General features: G+C 64.9%; 22 protein-coding genes. 7 read left to right on the forward strand and 15 right to left on the reverse strand.

Features of this window, described 5'->3' with window-relative positions; genetic code table 11:
- Positions 1 to 207 precede the first annotated feature (207 nt).
- The gene (locus APS40_RS00100) at positions 208 to 2,043 is read left to right on the forward strand and encodes an ABC transporter ATP-binding protein (RefSeq protein ID WP_055045123.1); all 1,836 of its coding nucleotides are present in this window, start codon (positions 208 to 210) and stop codon (positions 2,041 to 2,043) included.
- Between the two features lie 178 nt (positions 2,044 to 2,221).
- Here APS40_RS00100 and APS40_RS00105 read toward each other — a convergent pair whose 3' ends face one another.
- The 5 genes from APS40_RS00105 to APS40_RS00125 form a co-directional block, all read right to left on the reverse strand.
- Positions 2,222 to 3,874 (reverse strand): SDR family oxidoreductase, encoded by a 1,653-nt coding sequence (locus APS40_RS00105; RefSeq protein ID WP_082434091.1) that lies wholly within the window; start codon positions 3,872 to 3,874, stop codon positions 2,222 to 2,224.
- Positions 3,871 to 5,094 carry an FAD-dependent oxidoreductase gene (locus APS40_RS00110; RefSeq protein ID WP_335338170.1) on the reverse strand — a complete coding sequence of 408 codons (1,224 nt, stop codon included), beginning with the start codon at positions 5,092 to 5,094 and terminating at the stop codon, positions 3,871 to 3,873. The genes APS40_RS00105 and APS40_RS00110 overlap by 4 nt, the downstream gene beginning before the upstream one ends.
- 41 nt (positions 5,095 to 5,135) lie before the next feature.
- On the reverse strand, positions 5,136 to 7,052 hold the full coding sequence (locus APS40_RS00115) for a potassium transporter Kup (protein ID WP_055045125.1): 1,917 nt from the start codon (positions 7,050 to 7,052) through the stop codon (positions 5,136 to 5,138).
- A gap of 214 nt (positions 7,053 to 7,266) precedes the next feature.
- Positions 7,267 to 7,872, reverse strand: coding sequence for an NADPH-dependent FMN reductase (locus tag APS40_RS00120; protein WP_055045126.1), 606 nt, complete (start codon positions 7,870 to 7,872; stop codon positions 7,267 to 7,269).
- 262 nt (positions 7,873 to 8,134) lie between these two features.
- A complete protein-coding gene (locus APS40_RS00125; RefSeq protein WP_055045127.1) occupies positions 8,135 to 8,431 on the reverse strand; it encodes a hypothetical protein in 297 nt (98 codons plus the stop codon).
- 264 nt (positions 8,432 to 8,695) lie between these two features.
- Between APS40_RS00125 and APS40_RS00130 the strand changes: the two genes are divergently transcribed.
- Positions 8,696 to 9,028, forward strand: a complete 333-nt coding sequence (locus tag APS40_RS00130) for a hypothetical protein (RefSeq protein WP_055045128.1) — start codon at positions 8,696 to 8,698, stop codon at positions 9,026 to 9,028.
- Positions 9,029 to 9,030: 2 nt separating this feature from the next.
- Here the strand turns inward: APS40_RS00130 and APS40_RS00135 are convergent, their stop codons facing one another.
- The 5 genes from APS40_RS00135 to APS40_RS00155 all read right to left on the reverse strand — a co-directional run bounded on the left by APS40_RS00135 (position 9,031) and on the right by APS40_RS00155 (position 14,215).
- Positions 9,031 to 9,789: a pyridoxine 5'-phosphate synthase gene (locus APS40_RS00135; RefSeq protein WP_055045129.1), complete on the reverse strand. Its 759-nt coding sequence runs from the start codon at positions 9,787 to 9,789 to the stop codon at positions 9,031 to 9,033.
- 97 nt (positions 9,790 to 9,886) lie between these two features.
- Positions 9,887 to 10,762 (reverse strand): DMT family transporter, encoded by an 876-nt coding sequence (locus APS40_RS00140; protein WP_082434092.1) that lies wholly within the window; start codon positions 10,760 to 10,762, stop codon positions 9,887 to 9,889.
- Positions 10,762 to 11,649: a DMT family transporter gene (locus tag APS40_RS00145; protein WP_236884171.1), complete on the reverse strand. Its 888-nt coding sequence runs from the start codon at positions 11,647 to 11,649 to the stop codon at positions 10,762 to 10,764. The genes APS40_RS00140 and APS40_RS00145 overlap by 1 nt, the downstream gene beginning before the upstream one ends.
- A gap of 50 nt (positions 11,650 to 11,699) precedes the next feature.
- Complete coding sequence (gene ilvN, locus APS40_RS00150) at positions 11,700 to 12,254, reverse strand: acetolactate synthase small subunit (RefSeq protein WP_055045130.1); 555 nt, start codon at positions 12,252 to 12,254, stop codon at positions 11,700 to 11,702.
- A 191-nt stretch (positions 12,255 to 12,445) separates the two neighbouring features.
- Positions 12,446 to 14,215, reverse strand: a complete 1,770-nt coding sequence (locus APS40_RS00155; RefSeq protein WP_055045131.1) for an acetolactate synthase 3 large subunit — start codon at positions 14,213 to 14,215, stop codon at positions 12,446 to 12,448.
- Between the two features lie 333 nt (positions 14,216 to 14,548).
- On the opposite strand from APS40_RS00155, the gene APS40_RS00160 reads away from it, so the two are divergent.
- From APS40_RS00160 to APS40_RS00170, 3 genes are all read left to right on the forward strand, one after another.
- The gene (locus tag APS40_RS00160) at positions 14,549 to 16,357 is read left to right on the forward strand and encodes an ATP-dependent nuclease (protein ID WP_055045132.1); all 1,809 of its coding nucleotides are present in this window, start codon (positions 14,549 to 14,551) and stop codon (positions 16,355 to 16,357) included.
- Positions 16,358 to 17,180: 823 nt separating this feature from the next.
- Positions 17,181 to 18,059 carry a phytanoyl-CoA dioxygenase family protein gene (locus tag APS40_RS00165; protein ID WP_055045133.1) on the forward strand — a complete coding sequence of 293 codons (879 nt, stop codon included), beginning with the start codon at positions 17,181 to 17,183 and terminating at the stop codon, positions 18,057 to 18,059.
- 68 nt (positions 18,060 to 18,127) lie between these two features.
- On the forward strand, positions 18,128 to 19,129 hold the full coding sequence (locus APS40_RS00170) for a bestrophin family protein (protein WP_055045134.1): 1,002 nt from the start codon (positions 18,128 to 18,130) through the stop codon (positions 19,127 to 19,129).
- A gap of 209 nt (positions 19,130 to 19,338) precedes the next feature.
- Here APS40_RS00170 and APS40_RS00175 read toward each other — a convergent pair whose 3' ends face one another.
- Positions 19,339 to 20,961, reverse strand: a complete 1,623-nt coding sequence (locus APS40_RS00175) for an ABC-F family ATP-binding cassette domain-containing protein (protein WP_055045135.1) — start codon at positions 20,959 to 20,961, stop codon at positions 19,339 to 19,341.
- Positions 20,962 to 21,140: 179 nt separating this feature from the next.
- Here APS40_RS00175 and APS40_RS00180 point away from each other — a divergent pair, with 179 nt between their 5' ends.
- Together APS40_RS00180 and APS40_RS00185 are read left to right on the forward strand one after the other, a co-directional pair.
- A complete protein-coding gene (locus APS40_RS00180; protein WP_055045136.1) occupies positions 21,141 to 21,503 on the forward strand; it encodes an ArsR/SmtB family transcription factor in 363 nt (120 codons plus the stop codon).
- Between the two features lies 1 nt (position 21,504).
- Positions 21,505 to 22,008, forward strand: a complete 504-nt coding sequence (locus APS40_RS00185; RefSeq protein WP_055045137.1) for an SRPBCC family protein — start codon at positions 21,505 to 21,507, stop codon at positions 22,006 to 22,008.
- Positions 22,009 to 22,229: 221 nt separating this feature from the next.
- On the opposite strand, the gene APS40_RS00190 is transcribed toward APS40_RS00185, so the two are convergent.
- From APS40_RS00190 to APS40_RS00205, 4 genes are all read right to left on the reverse strand, one after another.
- Positions 22,230 to 23,435: a mandelate racemase/muconate lactonizing enzyme family protein gene (locus APS40_RS00190; RefSeq protein WP_055045138.1), complete on the reverse strand. Its 1,206-nt coding sequence runs from the start codon at positions 23,433 to 23,435 to the stop codon at positions 22,230 to 22,232.
- 137 nt (positions 23,436 to 23,572) lie between these two features.
- A complete protein-coding gene (locus tag APS40_RS00195; RefSeq protein WP_055045139.1) occupies positions 23,573 to 24,319 on the reverse strand; it encodes a hypothetical protein in 747 nt (248 codons plus the stop codon).
- 109 nt (positions 24,320 to 24,428) lie between these two features.
- Complete coding sequence (locus APS40_RS00200; protein WP_082434093.1) at positions 24,429 to 24,692, reverse strand: phosphopantetheine-binding protein; 264 nt, start codon at positions 24,690 to 24,692, stop codon at positions 24,429 to 24,431.
- Positions 24,689 to 25,753 (reverse strand): hypothetical protein, encoded by a 1,065-nt coding sequence (locus APS40_RS00205; RefSeq protein ID WP_055045141.1) that lies wholly within the window; start codon positions 25,751 to 25,753, stop codon positions 24,689 to 24,691. The genes APS40_RS00200 and APS40_RS00205 overlap by 4 nt, the downstream gene beginning before the upstream one ends.
- Between the last annotated feature and the right edge of the window lie 76 nt (positions 25,754 to 25,829).

Genomic DNA, 25,829 nt, shown 5'->3' on the forward strand with positions numbered 1-25,829 from the left:
CGCACCGGCGCCGGCCCTTGAAGGACGCTTCTCGGCCCCACTGTACCCCGCCAGCCACACCCCCTGCCCCGACGCCGCGCGTCGGTTGCCGGGCGTGCACCATCGGCCTATGGTCCACCTCCCATTTGCTGCCCATGAGGGAGATCAGAATGAAAGCGATGCTGTCCCACCGGAAAGGAGCCTATTTCAGCAAGGACACCACGCTTCATGCCTTCTCGCTCCCCGCGCGCGGAGAAAAACCCGCAGCGCCGTAGCCGCTTCCGCAGCTTCTTCGCCAGCTCGACCGATCCCGCCACCCGCCGGCGCAACCGCTCGCGGGCGCGAAAATTCGTCTCCTACTACCGGCCGCACCTGCCGCTGCTCGTGGCAGACCTCTGCTGCGCCATCCTCGTCGCCGGCACCGCCATCGCGCTGCCGCTCAGCGCCAACTATGTGACGACCCGCCTCCTCGCCCTGCCCGAGGCGCCCGACGCGCTGTGGCAGATCCTCGTCATGGGCGCCGTGATGCTCGCCATCCTCGCGGTCGAGGTGGCGGCGACGTTCTTCGTCGACTACCAGGGCCACGTCATGGGCGCCCGGATCGAAGCCGCCGTGCGCCAGGAACTGTTCGAGCATTGCCAGAAGCTGTCGTTCGGCTTCTACGACCGGCAGCGCACCGGCCAGCTGATGAGCCGCATCAGCAATGACACGCTCTGGCTGGGCGAGCTGTTCCATCATGGCCCCGAAGACCTCGCCATCGCGGTGTTCAAGTTCGGCGGCGCCATGCTGGTGCTGTTCTTCATCGATCCGGTGCTGGCGGCGCTGATTCTTGCCCTGACGCCGCTGGCAGTCGCCTACGCCCTGCACTTCAACCGGCGGATGAACCGGGCGCTCGAGCGCAGCAAGCAGCAGATCGCGGCGGTGAACGAACGCGTCGAGGATGCCCTGGCTGGTATCCGCGTCGTCCAGTCCTTCACCAACGAAGCGCTGGAGACCGAGCGCTTCACCACGCAGAACCGGCAGTTCGTGCTGAGCCGCGCCGATGGCTACCGCTCGGAAGCCTGGTTCTCGGTGGGCACCGAGAGCTTTGCCCAGCTGGTCACCATCATGGTGATCGTGGTGGGGGCGCTGCGTATCCTCTCGGGTGAGCTGACGGTCGCCGAGATGCTGACCTTCCTGCTCTGCGTTGCGGTGCTGGTCGATCCGATCAAGCGGCTCGCCAATTTCGCCCGACTGCTGCAGGAGGGCTATACCGGGTTCGTCCGCGCCATGGAAATCCTCGAGGTGGAGCCCGACATTGCCGACCGCCCCGGAGCAACGCCGCTGCGATCGCCGGCCGGCGCCATCCACTTCGACGACGTGAGCTTCCGCTACGAGGCAGGCGGGGCACAGGTGCTCAGTGGCCTGTCGCTGGACATTGCGCCGGGCGAGTTCGTCGCGCTGGTCGGCCCGTCCGGGGTGGGCAAGAGCACGCTCTGCGCGCTGATCCCCCGCTTCTACGACGTTGATGCCGGCGCCATCCGGATCGACGGGCGCGACATCCGCGATGTGACGCTCGCCTCGCTGCGCCGACACGTCGCCGTGGTGCAGCAGGATGTGTACCTGTTCGCCGGCTCGGTGGCCGAGAACCTCCGCTACGGCAGGCCAGGCGCCAGCCACGCCGAGATCGAGGCGGCAGCCCGCGCCGCCAACGCGCATGAGTTCATCATGGCGCTGCCCAATGGCTACGACACCGATGTCGGGCAGCGCGGCGTGAAGCTGTCGGGCGGACAGAAGCAGCGCCTCACCATCGCCCGCGCCTTCCTCAAGGATCCGGCAATCCTGATCTTCGACGAGGCGACCAGCGCGCTCGACAACGAAAGCGAGCGCGCCGTGCAACAGGCGCTGCTGAGCCTTGCCAAAGGGCGCACCACCATCGTTATCGCCCACCGGCTGTCGACTGTGCGCCATGCCGACCGCATCCTGGTGCTGACCAGGGACGGGATTGCCGAGGAAGGCACGCATGAGGAGCTGGTGGCGCGGGAGGGAGTCTATGCCGCGCTCAACAGCGTCGCGAGCATCTGAGGGAGCGGGCTGCTCTCGTCCCTTCTCCCCTCAGGGGAGAAGGTGGCGCGAAGCGCCGGCTGAGGGGTGAAGCGGTGCAGCGAGCGCTCGCTGAGAAGCTGAACCCCTCACCCTAGTCCCGCTGCACTAGCCCTCTCCCCTCAGGGGCGAGGGAACGATGTGGCGCGCTCCGTGATCCTTACAGCACCAGGTACCCGCGATACGCCACCAGCCTGCCGAACAGCGGCAGGCGGATATCGACTTCGAAGCGGTGACGACCGCCTTCGTCGACCCGCTCCTCGGCGGTGATGCGCGGCAGCAGGAAACCCGGCAGCGGCACGCCCCAGATCCGGCCGGAGACACGCTGCATGTCGAGCCCATCGCCGCGCGGCAACAGCCGCATGCGGATCGCCACCGGGCCGAACCGCTCCTCGATCAGCCCGCCTGTTGCGGCGCTCATCACCGAACGCATCGGCTTGTCGGCGAAGAAACGGGTCCAGTGCTCCCTGCCCTCGCGGCTCTCGATCACCACGCGCACCGGCAGCCGGCCCTCCTCGAGCGGCAGGCCGAGGCGGCGCGCCAGAAAGCGGGCCACCGGGTTCTCCGCCGGCGCCACCACCGCCTCGCCCTCGGCGATCACCGCCGGCCGGCCGCGATGCAGCCGCCGCGTCACCTCGGGCAGGCGCTCGAACCCCTCGCCCAGCACCCGGCGATAGAGCGGCTTCTCTCCCCTGAACGCCACCTGCTTGGTTTCGATGGCGAGGCCCTCGAGCCACGGCCTGATCTGTTCGAGGCTCACCACCCCGGCTGCCGACCGGGCGCCGCCGCGCAGCCTGCCGCCGAAGGTCAGCGCCTCGATCAGCGCCGCGGCCGGCAGCACCGGCACATAGGGCCCGTCGCCGTTCGCCGCGCGCAGCCACCAGCGCACCACGCGCGGCTCGCCGCGCGCATCCTGCCCGGCGGCCTCGACCAGCATGCCGCCATCGGCGGTGCCGAAACGATCGAGCCAAAGCGCGATCTGCATGCCGAGCCCGGCGAACATCCGTGCCGACTTCACCAGTCCCCAGCGCACTGGGATCGAGGCGACGCCGATCAGCCAGTTGAGCACCGGCAGCTCCATGCCGGCGTCGAACCCGGCGCGGACGCGCGGCGAGAAACGGGCTGGCAGCAGGTCGAGGTCGGGCACATCGGCCAGTATGGCGCGGCGGCGCTTCAGACCCTCGATACTCACCCAGCGCCCGCCGCTCCAGCCACGGCCGCGCTCCCAGCCGGCCTCGCGAAATACCCGCACCGGCTGGCCGACCCAGCTGAGGATGCCCGCGATCACCGAACGGCCCTTGGGCGTGCGGTTGCCGGGAACGATCGCAACATCGACGCTGTCGACCGCCAACCAGGCGCTGGTGACGTGGTCGAGCACCGCATGGGTCAGCCCGGGCGTCGAGCTGGCGCCGGAAATCACCGAGATCGCTACGGCACGCGCCGCGCTGTCGAACTTGGCGATCCCGGCAACGAACGCCCTCGAGTCGGCGATATCGACATAGTGGCAGCGTGCCCCGATCGCCGCCTCGATCAGCTGCGTGCCGCTGAGCTGGAACGGCCCCGAGCAATCGACCACAACGTCGCAGTCGATCTCCTTGAGCCGCTCCACCCCGATGCGATCGCGGTCGATCAGCACGAAGCCGTATTCCCCTTGCTCGTCGATGGCCCGCAATTCGCGCTGCAAGGCTTGGGCGCGGCTTTCGGTGCGACCGCCGAGGCTTACCCGAAAGCCCTTCCGCCGGGCCAGCAGCCGCGCCAGACGCGAGCCGAATACGCCGGCCCCGCCGACGATCAGAACATGCGGCCGACTCATGCCGCGACCTCGCGTAACAGCTTTGTTTCCAGTCGCAAGGCACTCAAGGGATTCAGCAATTGGCCTGAGACCATGCTTGCAAGCAACCACGGGACCGGTGGCACCCGGGCCGCTGCGGACACCAGACCGTCGCGCAGCAGCGGCAACAGGTTTCCATCCGACTGGTAGAACGGGGTCAGCGTCAACGACAGTATCTGATAGAGGCGCACATGCCAGCGCCGCAGCCGCGCGTACTCGGCAAGCGCAGCCTCGAGCGTTGCCGCTCCAGCCAGGGCCGCCGCCAGCGCCGCCGCATCGAGCAGGGCCATGTTGGCGCCTTGCCCCAGTTGCGGGCTGGTCGAATGCGCACTGTCGCCGATGAAGGCGATGCCCTCGCCAGCCGGAATCTGCAGCGTGTGGTGCGCGTAGCGCGCCAGCGTCATCTGCTCGAAATCGGTGATCGTTTCGAGGTGCGGCGCCGTTTCGGGCCAGTGCCCGAGCACCTCGTCGCGCCAACTGACGATTCCTCTCGCCTGCACCGCCGCGAAGCTTTCCGGCTTCAGGCTCCAGAAGAGCGCCGCGAGTTCCGGCCCGTCGCGCCGCTGGCGGCCGACCGGCAACACACCGATCATCACGCTGGCCCGGCGGTAGCGTTGCATCAGCGCGTCGCGCCGAAACCCGGCGTCGACCCACGGCACGGTGCCCCAGATGGCCCCGAACGGCAGCGGTCGCGCACGACTGGGCACCTTTGCCTCGACCTTCAGCGGCGACGCCGAGCCCAGTGCATCAACCACCAGGTCGAACGGTCCTTCTCGCCCCCTCGCCCCCCGCAGCCATTGTTTGCCCTCGGAGCGTTCGAGGCTCTCGACCATGAAGCCGGTGCGGATCGGCAGCCGTTCCGCCACCACCGCATCGTGCAGCACATTGAACAGGGCCGCCCGATGCACCGCGACGGCATGGACATCGGGGCCGAGCGGCCGATAGCCGACATCGAGCACCACCCGGCCGCTCCGCGCATCGGTGCCGATCAGCCGTTCGACCCTCGCCCCCAGCGCTGCGATTTCACCGCGCAGGCCCAGTGCCTCGAGCACGGCAAGGCCGGTGGGCTGAAGCATCAGACCCGAGCCAAGCGGTCGTGGTGTCTCGAAGCGCTCGAACAGCCGGACGCGATGCCCGGCGCGGCTGAGCATCAGCGCTGTCGCAAGACCGCCGGGCCCTGCCCCGGCGATCGCAATGTCCAATGCTTTCAGCAGTCTCGCTTCCCCGGCTGTCCCGGAGCGAACTAGATCACCACCTGCGTGCCGATTTCAACCACGCGGCCGGTCGGAATGTGGAAGTATTCCGTCGCATCGGTCGCATTGCGCGCCAGCCCGATGAAGATGCGGTCGAGGAATATCGGCGCACCGCCCTTCACGGACGGCTTCAGCGACCGGCGTGACAGGAAGAACGAGGTCGACATGATGTCGAACTTCCAGCCGAGCTTGCGGGCCAGCGCCAGCGCCTTGGGAATGTTCGGCGTCTCGATGTAACCGAAGGTCACCACGACCCGGTAGAACAGGTCGTTATAGGCGTCGATCCTGACCTTTTCTTCGTCGGCGACGCGCGGCCGGTCCGAGGTGATAACGGTCAGGATGACATTGTGTTCGTGCAGCACCTTGTAGTGCTTGAGGCTGTGCAGCAACGCCGTCGGGGCGCCCTCGATGTCGGAGGTGAGGAACACCGCCGTGCCGGGCACGATGGTGGGCTTCTTCTTGGCGAGGTTCTCGACCAGGAACTCGAGCGGCACCTCGTCGCGACGGGTCTTTTCCGCCAGCCGGCGACGTCCCCAGATCCAGATCGTCATCATCGAAGCAATCGTGGCGGCGACCACCGCCGGCACCCAGCCGCCCTGCGAGAACTTTGCCGCATTGGCGATGAAGAAGCCGAGGTCGATGACCAATAGCGGCACGATCACCACCATGGCGACGACCAGGTTCCACTTCCACAGCCGCCACATGACGATGAACAGCAAAACGGCCGTCACCAGCATCTCACCGGTGACCGCGATACCGTAGGCCGCCGACAGCGCGCTGGACGAACGGAACCCGACCACCAGCAGCACCACGCAGATCAGCAACAGGAAATTGACCTGCGGCATGAAGATCTGGCCGGCCACCTCTTCGGAGGTGTGGCGCACTTCGAGCCGCGGCAGCAGGTTGAGATGCATGGCCTGGCGCACCAGCGAATAGGCGCCCGAGATCACCGCCTGGCTGGCGATAACGGTCGCCAGTGTGGCCAGCGCCACCATCGGCAGCTTGGCCCAGTCGGGCTGCATCTGGAAGAACGGGTTGGTCACCTCGTTGGGGTGGCTGAGGACGAAAGCCCCCTGCCCGAAATAGTTGAGCAGCAGAGCCGGAAACACCAGCGCCAGCCAGGCGGCGATGATTGGCTTGCGACCGAAATGCCCGAGGTCGACATAGAGCGCCTCGGCTCCCGTCACCGCGAGGAACACCGCCCCCAGCACGATGATCGAGATGCCGGCATGGGTGTAGAGGAACTCGATGCCGTGCGCCGGGTTCAGCGCCAGCAGCACCTGCGGCGCATCGGCGATATGCAGGAGCCCGGTGACCCCGAGGATGACGAACCAGGCCGCCATCACCGGCCCGAACACCGTCGAGACGCGCGCCGTGCCGAAGCGCTGCACCATGAACAGCCCGATGAGGATCACCACCGTCATCGGCACGACCCACGGGGTCAGCCGCGGCTCGACGATCTCGAGGCCTTCGACGGCCGACAGCACGGAGATGGCGGGCGTGATGATGGCGTCACCGAGGAACAGCGCGCCGCCGACGATGCCGAGGCCCAGAATCCAGGCGGGTCGCTTGGCGAAGGCGTTGCTGGCGAGCGTCATCAGCGACAGCGTGCCGCCTTCACCCTTGTTGTCGGCGCGCAGCACGAACACCACGTATTTGACGGTGACCACGATGGTCAGCGCCCACACGATCAACGACAGCAGCCCCAGCACTTCATTTTCCGACGGCGAACCGCCGGCAGCGTGCAGCGCCTCGCGGAACGCATAGAGCGGACTGGTGCCGATATCGCCGAAAACGACGCCCAGGGCGCCGAGGATGAGAATGGGGATATTGGTGTTCGTGGCGTGGCCGGCCTGATCGGTCGCCCCAGCGCCGGCTGTCACGCCGGACGGAGTGGTCTGCGTCATATGCCCTTCGCTCACCCTGTTTCGGGTGGGCGGCTGTCTACACCCGCCCACCCGCGCACTCAACGGTCAAATTCCGCTAAGGTTCGCATTTGCTGATGGACAGTCATGCGGTTTTGCGGGGGGCTCGGCAAAAAATAGGGACGGCGCCATGGGCAGCGCCGTCCCGGACCGGGGTGCGAAAGGAGGAGAACCCCGGAAACGACCGGCAGTTGTCTTAGGCCGCCTTGGAAGCCGCTGCCGCGTCGGCCTGGCGAGCCGTGCGGGTGGCATTGGTCCACCACAGCAGGTTGTCGAGCATCTCGGGCACGAACGGGTCGAAGTTGCCCTTGGTGTCGTCCCAGCTCTTCTGGCCCATCATGATGGGGAGGAAGTCCGAGCCGCCGATATGGACGGCATGGCGCACCGGCACGGCCTGCAGTTCGACCATGATGTTGCGCAGGTGCTCGACGGCGCGGGCCCCGCCGACCGAACCATAGGCGACGAAAGCGACGGCCTTCTTCATGAACGGCTTGTAGGCCCAGTCGATGGCGTTCTTCAGCGCACCGGTGATCGAGCGGTTATACTCGGCGGTGACCACGATGTAGCCGTCGAACTCGTTGAGCTTGGCCTGCCACTTGGCCGCGACCTCGTTGGGGGTCGGCATCCAGAAATCGGACGCGGGCGCATCGAACAGCGGAAGCGGATAATCCTTCAGGTCGACGATCTCGACCTCGGCGTCGCCACGGGCGGCGACGTGGTCGGCGATCCACTTGGCCGGCTTGTCGGCGAAGCGGGTCGGACGGATCGAGCTGATGATCACGGCAATCTTGGGTTTGGACATTTGCTGCACTCCAGTATCAAAATGTGACTAGCGGCAAATAAGTGCCCAAGGTGGGTCGGCGCAAGCAGGCACCTCGATGGGGCGAGGGCACAGTTTGCTCACCCGGTTACACCGGTGTTCGTTGGGTTACAGCCCTGTAAGCAAAGGCAAACCGGCCCCTTCACGACGCGGCCGGGGCCGCAGCCATTGCCGGGTGGGGCATTCGGCGTTCGACGCGAAATGCAGCGTTCGCGATTTGCGAACAACAGGTAACGAAAGCGTGTCAGCGCAGGCCGAATGAATAGGTCCAGGCCAATGCCTTCAGGCCGGAATCATCGAGTTCGGGGTGTTTCGGCTGCAACTGCTCGATGGCGCGCTCGGTGAGGCTCTTCTTCGAGCGCTTTTCCACCCCCTCGACCGGCTGCTGCAGTTCCTCGAGCAGGTCGAGAATGCGCTGTTTGAGCTCTGCACCTTCCGCTTCCCCGAAGCGCTGCACCAGGTGGGGCGTCTTGGCCCGCGGGAAAGGCGAGTTGCCGAACCCGGTATAGAGCACCAGTGCTTCGTTGATCGGGTCGCTCATCGCCTGCTCGTATGCAACTGCTCTCAAAGCCATTAGGGCAACCTGCCTGATCCGTGGAAGGCTCGAACTTGGTCCATCCACCGTTGAAGCGAAATAAGCGCCGAAGACAGTAGTTAAGTCGGATTTGAGCGCCGACCGCGGGTTGCCCGTTAACACATGCGCGCAAGCCCGTGCCAGGCTGCGGCATTCACCACGTCGGCCCGCGGCAGTTGCTTCAAGCGCGTAGCCGGATCAGTGTCCGCCCCACTGTTTGGGGGATTTCCGATGAAGCTGTTCGCGATCGCAGTACTGGCCCTGATGCTATCCACGGGTACGACTATGGCTGGGCCGCCGCTGCGGCTCTGGGTGGAAAGCGCTTCGAAGGTAACAATCAGCGAGCTCTACATCAGGATACTGGGCACGGATGATTGGGGCGCCGAACGTCTGCGCGGCAAACGCCTCGAACCGAAGGGCAAGATCCAGTTCATGCTCGAGGACGGCGCCGACAAGTGCTGGGTCGACCTTCGGATGCTTTCGACGGCGGGCAAGCCGTATGCCTACTACGCCGCCAACCTCTGTGAGGAAGGCCACACGTTCACGTTCCGCGGGCGACCGTAGCGTCAGCCGCAGGCCAGCTTGTACCGCCGCACCGTCTCGGCCATGCCGTAGATCAGTGCATCGGCGGTGATCGCGTGGCCGATCGACACTTCGGCAAGGTCGGGAATCGCCTGCTTAAGCGGCGGCAGGTTGACGAGGTTGAGGTCGTGCCCGGCATTGACCAGCAGGCCGCCCTGCCCCGAGCGCGCATTGTGCCCGGCCGCCCGCGCCGCATCCGCCGTCTCGCGCAGCGCATCGAGATGCACCGCCTGTACTTCCGGCTTCAGCGCCCCGCCATAGGGGCCGGTATAGAGCTCCACCCGGTCCGCCCCGACATTGGCCGCCGCGGCCGGCGCCGCGGGTTCGGCGTTGATGAACAGCGACACCCGGATCCCGGCCGCTTTCATCCGTTCGATCGCCGGCGTCAGCACGGCGCGATTGGCCTCGATGTTCCAGCCATGGTCGGATGTCGATTGCAGCGGATCGTCGGGCACGAACGTCACCTGGTCGGGTGCGGCGCGCTCCACCAGGGTGAGGAAGTCCTCGGTCGGGTAGCCCTCGATGTTGAACTCACGGCCCGCATAGTCCTGCCGCAGCAGCGTCACCAGCTCGAACACGTCGGTGCGCCGGATGTGCCGCTCGTCCGGCCGCGGATGCACCGTGATGCCGTCGGCCCCGGCATCGAGCGCGATACGGGCAATGCCGGTGACGCTCGGCCACGGCACCGAGCGGCGGTTGCGCAGCATGGCGACGGCATTGAGATTGACGCTGAGATGAGTCATCGCGGGACCTCGGCAGAACTGCGCGAGCCTTACCGCATCGGATACCGACCGGCCAATCGAACGTTTTGATAAGCCCGATCAGCGCGGGAGATGGCAATCAGCGCGGCCTCGCGCGCCGGTCGAGCAGCAGCACCAGCACCCCGCTGGCGGCGATGAGGCAGATCCCGATGCTGGCAACCGCATTCGGCAGCGTGCCGAACACCAGTGCCCCGATCAGCAGCGCCCATAATGTGCCGGTATAGAAGAACGGCACCACCGCCCTGGTTTCAGCGACGCGGAACGACAGGAACAGCAGCAGTTGCGCCAGCGTCAGGAAGGCGCTGGCGCCGGCAATCAGCAACAGGCCGGCGAGCGATGGCGTCACCCAGCGCTCGAACGCCAGCATCGGCACACCGATTCCCACGACCGAGACCACCGACAGGCCGACCGCCACGGCGAGCGCCGGCACGCCGGCATCGACCCTACGCCCGATCAGATCGCGGCCGGCGCTCAGCGCCGCGCTGGCGAAACCGAACAGCACATAGGGCTGGAAACCATGACCGCCTGGCTGCGCCACCAGCAAGGCGCCGAACAGTGCCACCGCGATCAGGGCGATCGCCGCACCGCCGATCCGATCGCCGAACAACACCACCGCACCGAGCATCACCAGCATCGGCGTCAGCTGCAGCAACGCCGTGATATCGGCGAGCGGCGCATTGGCGACAGCGAAAACGAAGGCGATGGCTGCGGCGCATTCCACCACGTTGCGCGCCAGCACCCACGGCTGGAGCACATATCTGAGGCTCGCCAAGGACGCCGTGGCGATCAGCACCGGCACGCCGAGGACGATCGCCGCCAGGGCGCGGAGGAACAGCGCTTCGAGCGGCGGCAGCTCGAGCACGGCAAGCTTCAGCAGCCCGTTGTTGACGGTGAAGCAGCCGCTTGCCAGCACCATGTAGATGATGCCGCGCAGGTTCGACCTCTCGGCCGGCATCACGCCACCGGCACCAGCCGGCGCTTCCGTTCGTCGAGCAGCACGATGGTGAGGCCGGCCGCCACCACCAGCACGATACCGCAGATGGCGAGCAGGTTCGGGAACTGTCCGAACACCGCCAGCCCCGACAGCACCGCCCAGAAGGTGAAGAAGTAATAGAACGGCGCCACCACGCCGGTGGGTCCGACCCGGTAGGCCATGAAGATGAAGAAGTGGCCGAAGATCAGGAACAGCCCTGCCCCGCCCAGCAGCAACAGGTGGTGCGTCTGCGGCGCCACCCATTGCTCGGTCGCCAGATGCATCGCCCCAGCCCCGAGCAGCACCACGATGATCGCCGACATGGCGACGATCATCCCCGGCACCTCGGGCGCGATCCGCCGTCCCGCGAGGTCGCGCACGGCGCAGAGCACCGCATTGGCGAGCGCCAGCACTGCATAGATCGAGATGCCCTGCATGGTCGGCTGCGCCACCATGATGGCGCCGATGAAGCCGAGCCCGATCAGCGCCATCCGCACCCCGCCGATCTTCTCGCGAAACAGGATCGAGGCCCCCAGCAGCACCAGCAGCGGGGTGATCTGCCCGAGCGCCGACGCATCGGCGATCGGCATGTTGGCGAGCGCCACCACGTAGCAGAGGATCGCCGCGGTCTCGGCGAGGTTGCGCGCCAGCACACGCCGCTCGAATACCAGCGGCAACTGCCGGCCATAGCCGAGCGCCAGCATCAGCGGCAGCCCCCAGATGAGGCCGGCAAGGCCACGCAGCATCAGCACCTGGTAGGGCGGCAGGCCCTCGGTCGCGAGCTTCATCAGCGTGTCGTTGATCACGTACGAACAGGTCGCGATGACCATGAACAACGGCCCGCGGAACGGGTGCGATGCGAACGACACTGCTGATTTCCCCTCGAAGAAAAGCCGGGATCGCTCCCGGCCTTCGTTACTTACATGCCTTCCGGCCCGCGCGATATTGCGGCGAGCCCGGTTCGCACCACTTCGATCAACCCCAAGGGCATCATCAAGGCGATGAAGCTGTCGATCTTGGACGGCTTGCCGGTCACCTCGAACACGAAGCTCTCGGTGGTCGCATCGACGATCTGGGCGCGGAACGCGTCGGCCAGCCGCAGCGCCTCGGCGCGCGGCTCGCCCGAGCCGCCCACCTTGATCAGCGCCAGCTCGCGCTCGAGCGATTTGCCCTCGCTGGTGAGGTCATGCACCCGGTGCACCGGAATCAGCCGCTCGAGCTGCAGCTTGATCTGGGTCAGCACCTTGGGCGTCGCCACCGTCACCACGGTGATGCGGCTGAGCCCCTTCTCGTGCTCGGTCTCTGAGACCGTGAGACTGTCGATATTATAGCCGCGGGCCGAGAACAGCCCGACCACCCGGGCGAGAATGCCCGGCTCGTTGTCGACCAGCACGCTCAGCGTGTGTCGCTCCGGCTTCTGGGTTTCCGCGGCGAGGAAATATGCCGAACCGCTCGGCTGCAAATGTGCGTTCATCTCGTCTTGTCCTTGTGCCGGTGGGCTTTGACCCCCACCCCTGTCCCCTCCCCCTCAACAGGGGGAGGGAGACCCTCCCGATCTATTTCTCAAGACCTCACCACCCGGCTTATCAGCTCTATCGTCTCCCTCCCCCTTTTTGAGGGGGAGGGGTCAGGGGTGGGGGTCCACACGCACCGGCCTGGCCGTTGCTACACCAGCTGCCGGCCCTTCTCGTCGATCACCGCGCCGATATCGTCCTCGAAATCGGGCAGGATCATCTCGTTGTGCGGCTTGCCCGACGGGATCATCGGCAGGCAGTTCTCGTGCTTTTCGACGAGGCAGTCGAACAGCACCGGACCGTCGTAATCGAGCATTTCCTTGATCGCCGCATCGAGCTTGGCCGGATCGTCGCAACGGATGCCCTTGCCGCCATAGGCTTCGGCCAGCTTGACGAAATCGGGCAGGCTCTCGGAGTAGCTGTGCGCATAGCGCCCGCCATGCAACAGGTCCTGCCACTGCCGGACCATGCCCATGCGCTCGTTGTTGAGGATGAACACCTTGATCGGCAGGCGGTACTGCACCGCGGTGGAGAGCTCCTGCATGGTCATCTGCACGCTCGCCTCGCCGGCGATATCGATGACCAGCGCATCCGGGTGCGCCACCTGCACGCCGACTGCGGCCGGCAGGCCATAGCCCATCGTGCCGAGGCCACCCGAGGTCATCCACCGGTTCGGCATCTCGAACGGGAAATGCTGCGCCGCCCACATCTGGTGCTGGCCGACTTCGGTGGTGATGTAGACCTCGCGGCCCTTGGTCGCCTCGTAGAGCCGCTGGATGGCGTATTGCGGCTTGATCGTGGTGTCCGAGTTCTTGAAGCCCAGCGAGTTGCGCGCCCGCCAGCCCTTGATCTCTTCCCACCATGGCGCGATCGCCTCGGTGCGCGGCTGATTGGTCTTCGACCTCCAGATCCGCACCATCTCCTCGAGCACCGCGCCGCAATCGCCGACGATGGCGAGGTCGGTGCGGACGTTCTTGCCGATCGAGGAGGGGTCGATATCGACGTGGATCTTGGTCGAATTGGGCGAGAACGCATCGATCCGGCCGGTGATGCGGTCATCGAACCGCGCCCCGATATTGATCATCAGGTCACAGTCATGCATCGCCATATTGGCTTCGTAGGTGCCGTGCATGCCGAGCATCCCTATCCACTGCGGGTTGGAGCCCGGGAAGGCGCCCAGCCCCATCAGCGTCGAGGTCACCGGGAAGCCGGTCAACTCGGCCAGTTCGCGCAGCTTGTCGGACGCTTCCGGTCCGGAATTGATGACGCCGCCGCCGGTGTAGAAGATCGGCCGCTCGGCCCTCAGCATCAGGTCGACGGCAGCTTCGATGGCCTTGCTGTCGCCCGAAGTCGCCGGATGGTAGCTCTTGTGACGGCTCGGCCCCACCTCGTCGATACCGAGATAGGTGCCCAGTGCGAACTGCACATCCTTGGGGATATCGACCAGCACCGGGCCCGGACGCCCCGAATTGGCGATGTGGAACGCCTCATGCATGACGCGCGACAGGTCGTTGACCGATTTCACCAGGTAGTTGTGCTTGGTGCAGGAGCGGGTGATGCCGACCGTGTCGCATTCCTGGAAGGCGTCCGAGCCGATCAGCGTCGTCGGGACCTGCGCCGTGATGCAGACCAGCGGGATCGAGTCCATCAGCGCGTCGGTCAGGCCGGTGACGGCGTTGGTCGCGCCCGGGCCCGAGGTCACCAGCACCACGCCGACCTTGCCGGTCGAACGCGCATAGCCCTCGGCCATGTGCGTCGCGCCCTGCTCGTGCCGGACCAGGATGTGCTGCACCTTGTCCTGCTGGAACATCGCATCATAGATCGGCAACGCCGCCCCGCCGGGATAGCCGAAGATGTGCTCCACCCCGTTATCGACCAGGGCCTGGATCACCATCTCCGCGCCTGTCATCTGCTCGGCCATTCTCATAACTCCCCCGGGCTCACCCGGTCTTTCATTCGCAACGCGCCGTCACCGGCGGAAATTCGGCAACAAAAAAGGCCCCGTTAGGGACCTTCGAACGAGCGCACCGACCCTCGCGGGGATTTACCCCACGTGCTCGATGCGCCCCACTACTACGATAAGCTTCTGCACGGACCGTGCTCCAAGATTAGGTGGGGAGTTATGGGCGGAGGTTGGCGGCGGTGTCAAGGGGCCATCTAACAGCTGAGGCCCGCAAAAACTGTGTGAAAGACCTCCCCTCCACCTGCACTGCAACACGGAACGCAATAGCCTTCGTCGCAATGGGAGCACCGAATGATATCCAGTGTGGAAATACGAAACTTTCGCTCGATCGGACAGGCCGCGGTGCAAGGAAACTGGATCACGTCCTGTGTGGGGCCCAACGACGCTGGAAAATCAAATATCCTTCGGGCGCTCAATCTGTTCTTCAACGGAGAGACCGACCGCGGTCAGGATTTCGACTTCGGACACGACTTCAATCAATTCGCCAAAGTCGGCAGCCGAAAGGCTAAACAGATTGACATTACAATTACATTTGACCTCCCAGCGTCCTATGTTCGAGACGAAGGACAGCAACAAGTGGTCTGGTCCAAGCATTGGCGCGAGGAGGGTGAGGTTACCCGCTTAGAGACCCGAACCTTTGTCGGCGGCGCCCCGTTCCCCCCGCGAAGCAAGGTCCCAGCCCTGATGGATCGCATAAAATTCACCTATGTTCCGGCCATCAAAGACCGCGAGTTCTTCGCCGACCTCCAAGGCCGATTGTACGACGTTCTTTCCTCCGTGGCCGCTGCACCCCTGAAGGACTCGGCTTCCGCGTTTGAGGGACAGATCCAACAACAACTTGCCGGCTTGCTGGACTCGATCAGTACAGCTTTTAGCACCAAGTCATCGATGCGGCTGCCCAACAATTTGCGTCAGATATTCGAGAATTTGGAAATAAATACGAATGGAATACCGCTATCCCGCCGAGGAGATGGAGTCAAAATTCGACACATACCTATGCTTCTTAGGTTTATCGCTGACAAACAGGATCAGATTCTTAATCGCGGCGGAGTTAGATATACCCATATCCTTGGTTTTGAGGAGCCAGAGAACAACGTTGAGATGTCATCCGCGTTTCTTATGGCCAAAGACATCTGCGGATTGATTGCCGACAGCGACAATTTTCAGCTGTTTATTACGACCCACTCCCCTGTATTTTACAGAATAGGCGAGTTTGGCGGCGCCAATGAAGACTGGATTACGACTAATTTTGTAAGGAAGGAAGAAGCCAACACGATCATCGACATTCGCAGCATAAACGAAGTTGATGAGTCGATGGGACTAATGCCGCTGGTCGCCCCCTTTATTCGCCAGGCAAAGGAACGGCATGATGAAATAGTCGCCCATATGCAACGGATAAGGGATGTCGCAGAACATCGCAAACCCACGATTTTCGTTGAGGGCGAAACGGACAAGCGAGTGGTGAGTCGCGCACTGGCCCTGTTTGCTGCTAATCATAGCGCCGAAAGCTATCACATTGATGATGGGGGCCCCGACTATGGAAGTGCAAGCGCACTTGTCAGTCGATCTATCGCATGGCTCCTTCATATGCGACACCGTCCAGTAGAAAAGAGATCGCGGGCCCTCGCGCTTTTCGATGGAGACGAACCCGGACGTAAAGCGAAATTGGCATTTGCTGAGGCAAAGGATGCAGTTGGACTCAAATCCGACTTGCCTTTTAGGGCGCTCGATATCCGAAAGTCTCAACCTCTGGTTGAGTTGGCTCAGGTGGGTATCGTGCTACCTGCTGATCTAGAGTCGCTTTACTCTGACGAGTTGTGGGCGCACGCAGAGGATAAGGGCTGGCTAGCCGATCGGGACGACCTGGCAGCACTCCTGACGAAAAACCTTCTCAGCAAAGCAGTTGTAGAAGGACTGAAGATTGAGCAGGCGCTCAGTTCCGTTGCGCGGCTTAGGTTCAGAAAGGCCTTCACGGACACGGGGAAGGTCGGAATGTCAAAGCACATCGCACGCCTAAGTGATCCAGTAGCGAGGGAACAATTGGCGGCATTCGCTCCGCTATGCGCTCAAATGACCGAACATTTGTTCACCGGCGGCTGATATATCCCCTGGATCGTGCGATCGAGTCGGCTGCATTCGACCCGGCGCACAGCACCTTCAAGACCGCCGCCGGAGATGGTGCTCGCTCGCCGAACCCGGACCGGGTGGCAATCAATACAGTGCGATCATCAGGCGCTGCGGGAGTAAAGTATGCCGGCGGACCCGGCGGCCCGCAAGGCGGCGCACATATCCCTTGACCTCCGCTACCGGCCAAGATGGGACCGGCATACCGACGGTCCCATGCCTCGATCAGCCGACAGGTACCTCCCGAGTTGCGTGGGCGCTGCACAGGAACAACAGCGCCAGAACCGCCGCCACCATCGCCACCCACGCCGCGCCGGCACACGCCGCGTGAAAACCCTGCAGCAGCGTTTCGCTCCCCCCGTCCGCAGCAGCAGCCGCCGCCAGTGCCACCATCGCGGCGACGCCGACGGCCGAGCCGATCTGGGTAGGTCGTGTTGACCAGGCCCGAGGCGAGGCCGGTCTCTTCGGGGCGGGCGCTGGACATCGCGGCCATGGTCACCGGGATGTAGGCGAGCGCCATGCCGAGCGCGGCCAGCAGCACGTTGGCGAAATAGTCGCCGCTCGCCGGCAATTGAGTGAAGAGGAACAGCGCCACGCCTATGGCGAGCCGGACCCGCCCACGGTTGGAAGCCCCACATTTCCCTGGCGCGCCCGTATCTTTACTCGGCTGTCGCCAGCCCTCTCGATTCAGCTGTCTATCCGACGAACGACAGGGCTCCACGCGCGGGCGGTTCCGTGCTTAACATACTACCATACCGCGCCCGCGGACTGAGCTGTCACATCCCGTAGGAACATCCAGATGCCTCACAAACTCCAGGTGCTCACTCCCGAGCAGGCGCAGCACTTTGTCGAAAAGGGCTATGTCCTCGTCAAAGGCTGCCTCGATCCCGAGCTGGCGGCGAAATGGACGGCCGAGGCGTATGACCGGCTCGGCTATGACCCCGAAGACCGCTCCACCTGGGCCAAGGAGATCGTCTGGATGGACCGCAACCACGTTGCGGCGATCAAGGACCTGTCGCCCAAGGCCTGGGGCGCGCTGTGCGACGTCACCGGCGGCGCCGACCGGATCGATCACAAGATCATGGAGATCGAGTCGCAGCACTTCACCACGATCAACTCCACCGAGTGGTCGGACGCCTTCATCGTCAACTTCCGTCGCGGCGCCGACAAGCCGTGGATGAAGCCCTCGCCCGAGGCCGGCGGCTGGCACAAGGATGGCAGCTTCTTCCGCCACTTCCTCGATAGCCGCGAGCAGGGTCTGCTCACCATCGTCTACTGGTCCGATGTCGGCCACAAGGGCGGCGGCACCTTCATCGCGCCCGACTCGATCAAGCACGTGGCGCGTTACCTCGCCGACCATCCTGAGGGCGTCGATCCGTCCTTCGATTTCGGCCACTTGATCGACAAGTGCGAGGAGTTCGTCGAGGTCACCGGCGAGGTCGGCGACTTCATTATCCTCCACCCCTACATGCTGCACGCCTCGTCGAACAACCACTCGCCCAACGTGCGCTTCATGACCAACCCGCCGGTGGTGCTGAAGGACCCGATGAACTTCAACCGCGAAGACCCGGCTGAGTTCTCGCTCATCGAACTGGCGACGCTGCACGGGCTCGGGGTCGACCGCTACGACTTCCGCCCGACCGGCCCACGCGACGAACAGTGGCGGGTGATCGGCTAACACCCCAGCCACAGCACCCGCCACTCCATGCCATAATAGCGGCCTCGAATCTCGGAGGCCGCAACCAGATGCATGTGGGACGTTCATATCGGTTGGTCGATTTTGCCGTCTGGTCGCGGCGTGGAGCGATCTATGTGCTGATCGTCAGCTTCGTTGCAGTGGCGGCCTACAGTCTGCCACCTCTCGCCGGCTTCTCCATCCCCTGGTCGATCGTCGCAGTGCTCGGCACCAGCGTGGCCCTGGTCGCGGGGTTTAAGAATGGCCAGGTGCTGCAGCGGAGTTCCGAGGCGCTGCAGACCTTCGCCCAGATCGCGGCGATCAGCCGGTTGCTGGCCACGCTGAGCTGCGATTTCCTCGACAAGGACGCGGCACGCCGGGTGATCCTAAGGCATCTCTCCTGGATCACCGCTTTGCGTTACGCGCTGCGCCGGCCACTGCCCTGGGAGACGGTGAGCAAGGGCGCCAACCAGGCATTTCGCCGTCGCTACTTTCAGATCCAGGAAGACCTGACGCCTCTGCCCGAAGCGCTGCGACCAATGTTGGGCGCAGAGGCCGACACCATTGCCGCACGGCCGCAACCCGCACTGGCGTTGCTCCAGTTGCAGGGTGAGGAAATCAACGCGCTACTCAAGCAAAGCGCCGTCCCGACGCAGGTCTATTCCGAGTTGCTGAAGTTGCTGCGTGATTGCCATGACCAGCAGGCGCGCTGCGACCGCATCAAGAACAGCCCCTATCCCCGGCAATACGCGGCGGTAAGCGCCATCTTCGTCGTGATCTTCGCAACCCTCCTGCCGTTCGGCGTGGTGCCGGCTTTTGCGGGGTTGGGCAGCACGGACGGCGTGCTGGGCACGCTGATGTTGTGGCTCAGCGTGCCGTTCAGCGTACTGATCGGCTGGATGTATTTTGCGCTCGACCTGGTCGGCGAGAGCACCTCGAACCCGTTCGAGGGCAACGCCAATGACGTGCCGATCTCACAGATCAGCCGCGACATCGAGATCGAGCTTCGGGCCCGGCTTGGCGACACGGACCTGCCCTCGCCCCTGCCGCCGGTGCATGGGATCGCGACCTAGGGTGTCCGGCCCCAGATCTCGCGGGCTATGGCATCGCCTCGTCTTCCCTTCTGCCCTCAGGGGGAGAAGGTGGCGCGTAGCGCCGGAATACGCGTGAAGCGGTGCAACGAGCACTCGCTGAGAAACTGAACCCCTCACCCAAGTTCCGCTACGGACCTGACTGTCCTAGCTTCACTACCCTCTCCCATCAGGGGAGAGGAGCGGCCGCCCTACCCTCTGAGACCCGGCGCTTCCTGGCCGGTGCGCGCCACATACTCGGTGTAGCCGCCGCCATAGGCGTGCACGCCTTCCGGCGTCAGCTCCAGAACGCGGTTGCTGAGCGCGGCGAGGAAGTGGCGGTCGTGCGAGACGAACAGCATCGTCCCTTCGTACTGTGACAACGCCTCGATCAGCATCTCTTTAGTCGCGATGTCCAGGTGGTTGGTAGGCTCGTCCAGCACCAGGAAATTCGGCGAGTCGAACAAGAGCTTGGCCATCACCAGCCGGGCCTTCTCACCGCCCGACAGCACCCGGCATTTCTTCTCGATCTCGTCGCCGGAAAAGCCGAAGCAGCCGGCCAGGGCCCTGAGCGCCGCCTGCCCGGCCTGAGGAAAACTGTCCTCGAGCGACTGGAACACCGTGCGGTCGCCATCGAGCAGGTCCATGGCGTGCTGGGCGAAATAGCCGAGCTTGACGCTGGGGCCGACATTGATCGAGCCGCTGTCGGGTTCGGTACTGCCAGCCACCAGTTTCAGCAGCGTCGACTTGCCGGCGCCGTTGACGCCCATGATGCACCAGCGCTCCTTGCGCCGGACATGGAAATCCAGCCCTTCATAGATCGAGCGGCTGCCATAGGCTTTGTCGACGCCCTTTAGCAGCACTACGTCCTCGCCCGAGCGCGCCGGCGGGCGGAATTCGAACTGCACCGTCTGGCGGCGCTTGGGCGGCTCGACCTTGTCGATCTTGTCGAGCTTCTTGACCCGGCTCTGCACCTGCGCCGCGTGACTGGCGCGCGCCTTGAAGCGCTCGATGAAGGCGATCTCCTTGGCGAGCATCGCCTGCTGGCGCTCGAACTGCGCCTGCATCTGCTTGTCCGACAGCGCCCGCTGCTGCTGGTAGAATTCGTAATCGCCCGAATAGGCGGTCAGTGAGCCGCCATCGATCTCGACGATCTTGTTGACCACGCGGTTCATGAAGGCGCGATCGTGCGAGGTCATCAGCACCCCGCCCTCGTAGCGCTTCAGAAAATCCTCCAGCCAGATCAGGCTCTCGATGTCGAGGTGGTTGGAGGGCTCGTCGAGCAACAGCGCGTCGGGCCGCATCAGCAGGATCTTGCCGAGCGCCACGCGCATCTTCCAGCCCCCCGACAGCGCGCCGACGTCACCGTCCATCATCTCCTGGCTGAAGCCGAGGCCATCAAGCACTTCGCGCGCCCGGGCATCGAGACTGTAGCCGTCGAGCTCCTGGAACTGGCCCTGCACCTCGCCATAGCGGGTGATGATCTCGTCCATCTCGTCGGCGCGATCGGGGTCGGCCATCGCCGCCTCGAGCTCGCTCATCTCGGCGATCAGCGCGCCGGCGGGCCCTGCCCCCTCCATCACCTCGGCGACGGCGCTGCGGCCGGCCATGTCGCCCACGTCCTGGCTGAAATAGCCGATGGTGACGCCGCGATCGACCGCCACCTGCCCCTCGTCGGGCTGCTCCTCGCCGGTGATCATCCGGAACAGCGTCGTCTTGCCGGCGCCGTTGGGGCCGACCAGCCCGATCTTCTCGCCGCGCTGCAAGGCGGCGGAGGCTTCGATGAAGACGATCTGCTTGCCGTTCTGCTTGGAAGTGTTTTCGAGGCGGATCATGCGGTTACGAGGCCCTGCTGAAGTGTCGGGCCTTTGCTGACTGGTCGCGGCCGCGGGTTCCTGGGTGGCGTAAAGCATCCGTAAGGCCGCAGCGCAAGCGCGGTAGCGTCACAGGTGCCCTGCACTCTCCACAGCACGAGGGGTTTACATTATTTGCACAACCGCGTAATTACTCATGCATGCAAACACAAGACGCGCTCACCGCCACCTTTGCCGCCCTTGCCGACCCCACCCGTCGCGCCTTGCTGGCGCGCCTGACTGAGGGCCCCGCCACAGTGAACGAGCTGGCCGAGCCGTTCGAGCTGAGCCTGCCCACCGTGTCGCGACACCTCAAGGTGCTCGAACAGGCCGGGCTGATCAGCAAGCAGCGCGCGGCGCAATCGCGGCCCTGCACGCTGGAGATCGCCCCGCTGGTCGAGGCGGACGCCTGGATGGCGCAGTACCGCGAGTTCTTCACCAGCCGTTTCGACCGGCTCGACACGCAGCTCAAGGCCATGATGTCCGCTCGCGCCGACGTCGCAAAACCCAGCGGAGACCAGTGACATGCCCGCCACCTATGCCCTCGATCGTGGAATAGCCTTGCAGCGCACCTTCGCGGCGCCGGCCAGCGTGGTGTTCGACGCCTGGACCGATCCGGCCTATCTCGACTGGTACTTCAACCCTGACCAGCACACCGATCAAGCCGCGACGGTCGACCTTCGGGTCGGTGGGCAATGGCGGCAGGAAATGGTGGAGACGCCCGAAAAGCGCTACTTCACCGGCGGCGTCTATCGCGAGATCGTGCCGGGCCGGAAGCTGGTGTTCTACTGGGGCGCCGTCGGTGGCTGGCCGGCGCTCGACCTCGACAAACTGGACGAAAGCCCGCTGGTCACCATCCGCCTGACGCCGTTCGGCGCGCAGACGGTGATGGATTTCGAGGTGAAGTTCCCCGACCAGTACACTCCCGAGCAGGTCGACTGGTGGATGAACTGCGGCATGGTCGCCGGCTGGAACATGACCATCGACCGGCTGGTCGCGGTGTATGAGGGGAAGCGGCTGGCGGGGTGAAGCGGAGCGGCGGCCACCGCGAGCGCAAGCCTCGGCCCCCTTCCCTTCTCCCCTCAGGGGAGAAGGTGGCGCGAAGCGCCGGTTGAGGGGTGAAGTGGCGCCTTACGCGCTCCCCGAGAAACTGAACCCCTCACCCCAGTTACGCTACGGACCTTCGGTCCTAGCTGCACTACCCTCTCCCCTCGAGGGGAGAGGGGGCGCAGGCGGCCAGCCTCGTCAACCTAGTCGAAGAAGCCCTCGTCGCCTTCCTCGAGGTACTTCTTGGCTTCCTTGGCGATCAGGTTGACGCCGAGGCCCGGACGGTCCGGCACGTCGATGAGGCCGCCCTTCACCGGCATGCCCTCAAAACCCTCGGTGATGTCGTACCAGAACGGCTCGAACCGGGCCGGGTACTCGAAGGCGATCAGGTTGTCCGGCATGGTGGCGCAGACCTGGATCAGGGCGGCGAGCCCGAGGATGCCGTTGGCGGTGCCGTGTGGTGCAATGGCGATGCCGTGCAGGTCCGCATGCTCGGCCACCCACTTGATCTCGGCCAGGCCGCCGATATCGCAGGGGTCGGGGCCGATGACGTTCACCGCATGGCTTTCGATCAGCTGCTTGTAGTGCTGGCGCAGGTAGATCTGCTCGCCGGTATGGATCGGCGTCGTGGTGTGGTGCGTCACATCCTTGTAGACGTCAGGATTGACGTAGGGCGAGTAGTCGCCGGTCACCGTGTCCTCGATCCACAAGAGGTGCAGGTGCTCCACTGCCTTGGCGAGGCGCAGCGCGTCGAGCGGCATGAAGCCCGGGCCGGCGTCGACCGCGGTGTTGTAGCCCTTGCCCAGCGTCTCGCGGGCCGAGGTGATGCAGGCGACCAGGTGGTCGAACCCTTCCTTGGTCATCGTCCCCTTGTGCGGATACGGGAACGGCGCATCTTCCTGCACTTCGCCGTAGAAGAAATCCGGGAAGTCGCGCACCATCGAGGAGTGGTAGGCGCTCGGCAGCTTGAACAGGGTGAACTCGCCCTTCAGCGATTTGCCGTATTCGGCCCAGCGCTTGTAGCCCTCAGGCGTGTGTTCGGCGCCGCCCGGCACTTCGGCCTGGTAGAGCGTGCGATAGGTGCGAACCTGATCGCGCACCTTGCCCCCGAGCAGCCGATAGACCGGCGCGTTCAGCGCCTTGCCGGCAATGTCCCACAGCGCATGTTCGATGGCCGAGACCGCCGAGCCGAACGGCTTGAAGCCGCCGCGCACCCGGATGCGACGCATGACGCGCTCGACGTCGCGCGGATCCTGGCCGACGATCCAGTCCTTGAGCTGCAGCACCTGTGGCTTCACGTAGGGTTTTGGAGTCTCGATCTGGCTCCAGCCGGTGATGCCTTCATCGGTGGTGATGCGGATCACCGGGCTATTGGCGATGATCGCGCATTTCAGGTCTGTAATCTTCAACGGGAAGCTCCTCAAATCCCTACCATACCAGTCTGGCAGCTATGCCGCATTCCGGGACGGATTTGAATGCTCCTAATGGGGAATTCGGCAGTGATCGGCGACAAAGTTGGGGCTTGTGGGCAATCCGTCACGCCGCACTATCGGATTGCTCCCTTCGCATCGAACTCGAACATCCGTCCGTGAAACTCCATCAGGCGACCGGCGAGGTAGAGCTGATAGTTCACGTTGTGGTCCGGGACGGCGATGCGCACGCGCCGGGCTCCAAGGATCAGTTCGAGATGCCGCGCCCCCAGCATGTCCCGCGCGTTGGTGGCGTGAATGCACAGCACCTCCTGCGGCGCCTGCCGATTGCAGGCGCAGATCGGATCGAACGTCTGGAACGGCTCGCCTTGCAGTAACCGGTGGATCGGCCAGGCGAAGACCGGCCCGACGGCAATCGATCGGTGCACCCCGGCCAGCAGCCCGATCCGCACGGCCGGCAGGCCGCCGCTGCTGGTGCCATAGAAGTAGATCTTCCGGTACGACGCAGCATCCGTATCGGCCATTACCCGCCGCTGCAGCTGCAGCAGGTCGTCCGCATAGCCGGCAATCCCGCGGGTATAGTGCGAGCCGCGCCGGTCGCACAGGATCGCGACGTCGAACAGCGTGGCCGGCAGGTATTGCAGGAACAGCGACCACGCCATGTTGGGCCGCTGCGACCTGCCGCACAAGGCGATGATCAGCGACTTCTGGGCGGGCGGCCCCTCGCCGCGGAACAGCACCACATCGGGGCCGATCTCCTCGCGCGTGAACGTCCGCGCCGGCGCCTTGCGCAACTCCCTGAGGATGTAGGAGGTGCGACAGGCCTCGCCGGCATGGCCGGCCAATGCGTCGAACTGCGCCAACCGGCGCTGCAGTTCCAGCGGCGTCAGCAGATCCTCGAGCCTAAAGACCGCCTGCCGCGCCAGCGCCAGCGAAGGCGCCCCGCGCAGGTCGTCGATGATGTGCTCGACCTCAGCCAGTTTTCGCCATCACGGTCCTGACCACATCCGATAGCCGCTTCGCCGCGGCCAGGTCCGCCGTATCGAGCGCGGCGCCCGTCTGCTTCTCGATTTCGACGCTCCATTCCACGAGGTCGAGGCTGTCGAGTTCGAGTTCAGCCAGTTCCAGATCGCCATCGGCGGCCTGCAACCGCTCCGAGACGGCGGGATTGTTGAACGACCTCGCGGTGTGGTGCAGCGCCTCAACGATCAGGCGTCGCGCTTCAGCTTCCATCATCGGCTCACATCCACTTCGAAAACGCCGGGCACGTTGAACACATAGCTGTCGAGCGGCAGCTCGTAGCGGCGCACCTCGACTGTGCTGGAGAGCCCGGCGAGCCGCGCCGCGATCGCCGCCCACACTTCCACCGAAAGCGGCCGGCCGAGGCAGGCATGCGCGCCGGCGCCGAAGAAGCGGTGATGCTCGGTCGCCGGCTCGTGGCCATAGGTCTGCAGCACGATCCGCACCCGGTCGCCCTCGGCCAGGTCGAGCCCGCCGGCCCGCAGCGCCGTCGCCGCGATCCGCTCGACGAACGGCACCGCCGTCCGCTGCGGCAGCTTCGGAAATACGATGCTGCCGAGCGGTTGCCCGGCATGCGCTTCGAACAGGTGGGAGAGGCTCTCCGCCAGCGTACCGACCAGCGCGTCCTTGCCGATCACCAGCAGGCCCAGCCGCATGCCGACCTCGTCATCACTGGCATCAGGCCCCATCCGGTCGCGCAGATGTCGTTCGAGCGCAGCCATCTCAGCCTCGAGCCGCATCCGACGGCTCATGCCGATGGATTTGTCGAACACCAGCGACACCTCGTCGAAGGCAAGCTGCTCCGGCAGGTCGACATCCACCAGCGTCGCGAACAGCTCCCGTACCAGCGGCTTGATCACCGTGGACATCAACTCGGTGCGGCCCGGCTGGGCCAGCGGAGCCAGATGCCGCGGCAGGCTCTCGGCGGCCCAGGCATGCAGCGCCTGATGGCGTGAAGCGATCCAGGTGCTGGCCCGGCGCCGCGCCTCGGCATGTCGCTCGCCATGCATCGAAAGCGGAATGTGCTCAAAGGCGAACGCCACGCTGGCAAAGGCCTCGCCGAGCCCCGATGGCATGTTGCGGTAGTGCTCGAGCGCCGGTGCCGGCAACAGGCCCGGAGCCGACAGCAGCTCCCGGCAGCGGTCGGGCTCGACGACGATCCAGGCCCGGGTGAGACGATCGTAGAATGGCGGTGCCGCTCGTGCCGACCTGAGGAAGTCGTCGCTCTCCCTCTGCCGGTAGACCGTCAGGTAATTGTAGCCGCCGCTCGCCGTCATGCCCGTCCCTTGGCCCAAGTCGTGCCCGGCAACAGATGCCATGGCGACCACAGCCAGCCGGCTGAGCCGTTATGCA

This window comes from Devosia sp. A16, from assembly GCF_001402915.1.
Taxonomy (GTDB): Bacteria; Pseudomonadota; Alphaproteobacteria; order Rhizobiales; family Devosiaceae; genus Devosia_A.

Bases quoted from the DNA above. Each gene is read 5' to 3' on its own strand.
- APS40_RS00100 (WP_055045123.1), top strand. From the start codon at position 208: ATGCCTTCTCGCTCCCCGCGCGCGGAGAAAAACCCGCAGCGCCGTAGC.
- APS40_RS00105 (WP_082434091.1), bottom strand. From the start codon at position 3,874: ATGAGTCGGCCGCATGTTCTGATCGTCGGCGGGGCCGGCGTATTCGGC.
- APS40_RS00115 (WP_055045125.1), bottom strand. From the start codon at position 7,052: ATGACGCAGACCACTCCGTCCGGCGTGACAGCCGGCGCTGGGGCGACC.
- APS40_RS00120 (WP_055045126.1), bottom strand. From the start codon at position 7,872: ATGTCCAAACCCAAGATTGCCGTGATCATCAGCTCGATCCGTCCGACC.
- APS40_RS00125 (WP_055045127.1), bottom strand. From the start codon at position 8,431: ATGAGCGACCCGATCAACGAAGCACTGGTGCTCTATACCGGGTTCGGC.
- APS40_RS00130 (WP_055045128.1), top strand. From the start codon at position 8,696: ATGAAGCTGTTCGCGATCGCAGTACTGGCCCTGATGCTATCCACGGGT.
- APS40_RS00135 (WP_055045129.1), bottom strand. From the start codon at position 9,789: ATGACTCATCTCAGCGTCAATCTCAATGCCGTCGCCATGCTGCGCAAC.
- APS40_RS00140 (WP_082434092.1), bottom strand. From the start codon at position 10,762: ATGCCGGCCGAGAGGTCGAACCTGCGCGGCATCATCTACATGGTGCTG.
- ilvN (WP_055045130.1), bottom strand. From the start codon at position 12,254: ATGAACGCACATTTGCAGCCGAGCGGTTCGGCATATTTCCTCGCCGCG.
- APS40_RS00155 (WP_055045131.1), bottom strand. From the start codon at position 14,215: ATGGCCGAGCAGATGACAGGCGCGGAGATGGTGATCCAGGCCCTGGTC.
- APS40_RS00160 (WP_055045132.1), top strand. From the start codon at position 14,549: ATGATATCCAGTGTGGAAATACGAAACTTTCGCTCGATCGGACAGGCC.
- APS40_RS00165 (WP_055045133.1), top strand. From the start codon at position 17,181: ATGCCTCACAAACTCCAGGTGCTCACTCCCGAGCAGGCGCAGCACTTT.
- APS40_RS00170 (WP_055045134.1), top strand. From the start codon at position 18,128: ATGCATGTGGGACGTTCATATCGGTTGGTCGATTTTGCCGTCTGGTCG.
- APS40_RS00175 (WP_055045135.1), bottom strand. From the start codon at position 20,961: ATGATCCGCCTCGAAAACACTTCCAAGCAGAACGGCAAGCAGATCGTC.
- APS40_RS00180 (WP_055045136.1), top strand. From the start codon at position 21,141: ATGCAAACACAAGACGCGCTCACCGCCACCTTTGCCGCCCTTGCCGAC.
- APS40_RS00185 (WP_055045137.1), top strand. From the start codon at position 21,505: ATGCCCGCCACCTATGCCCTCGATCGTGGAATAGCCTTGCAGCGCACC.
- APS40_RS00200 (WP_082434093.1), bottom strand. From the start codon at position 24,692: ATGATGGAAGCTGAAGCGCGACGCCTGATCGTTGAGGCGCTGCACCAC.
- APS40_RS00205 (WP_055045141.1), bottom strand. From the start codon at position 25,753: ATGACGGCGAGCGGCGGCTACAATTACCTGACGGTCTACCGGCAGAGG.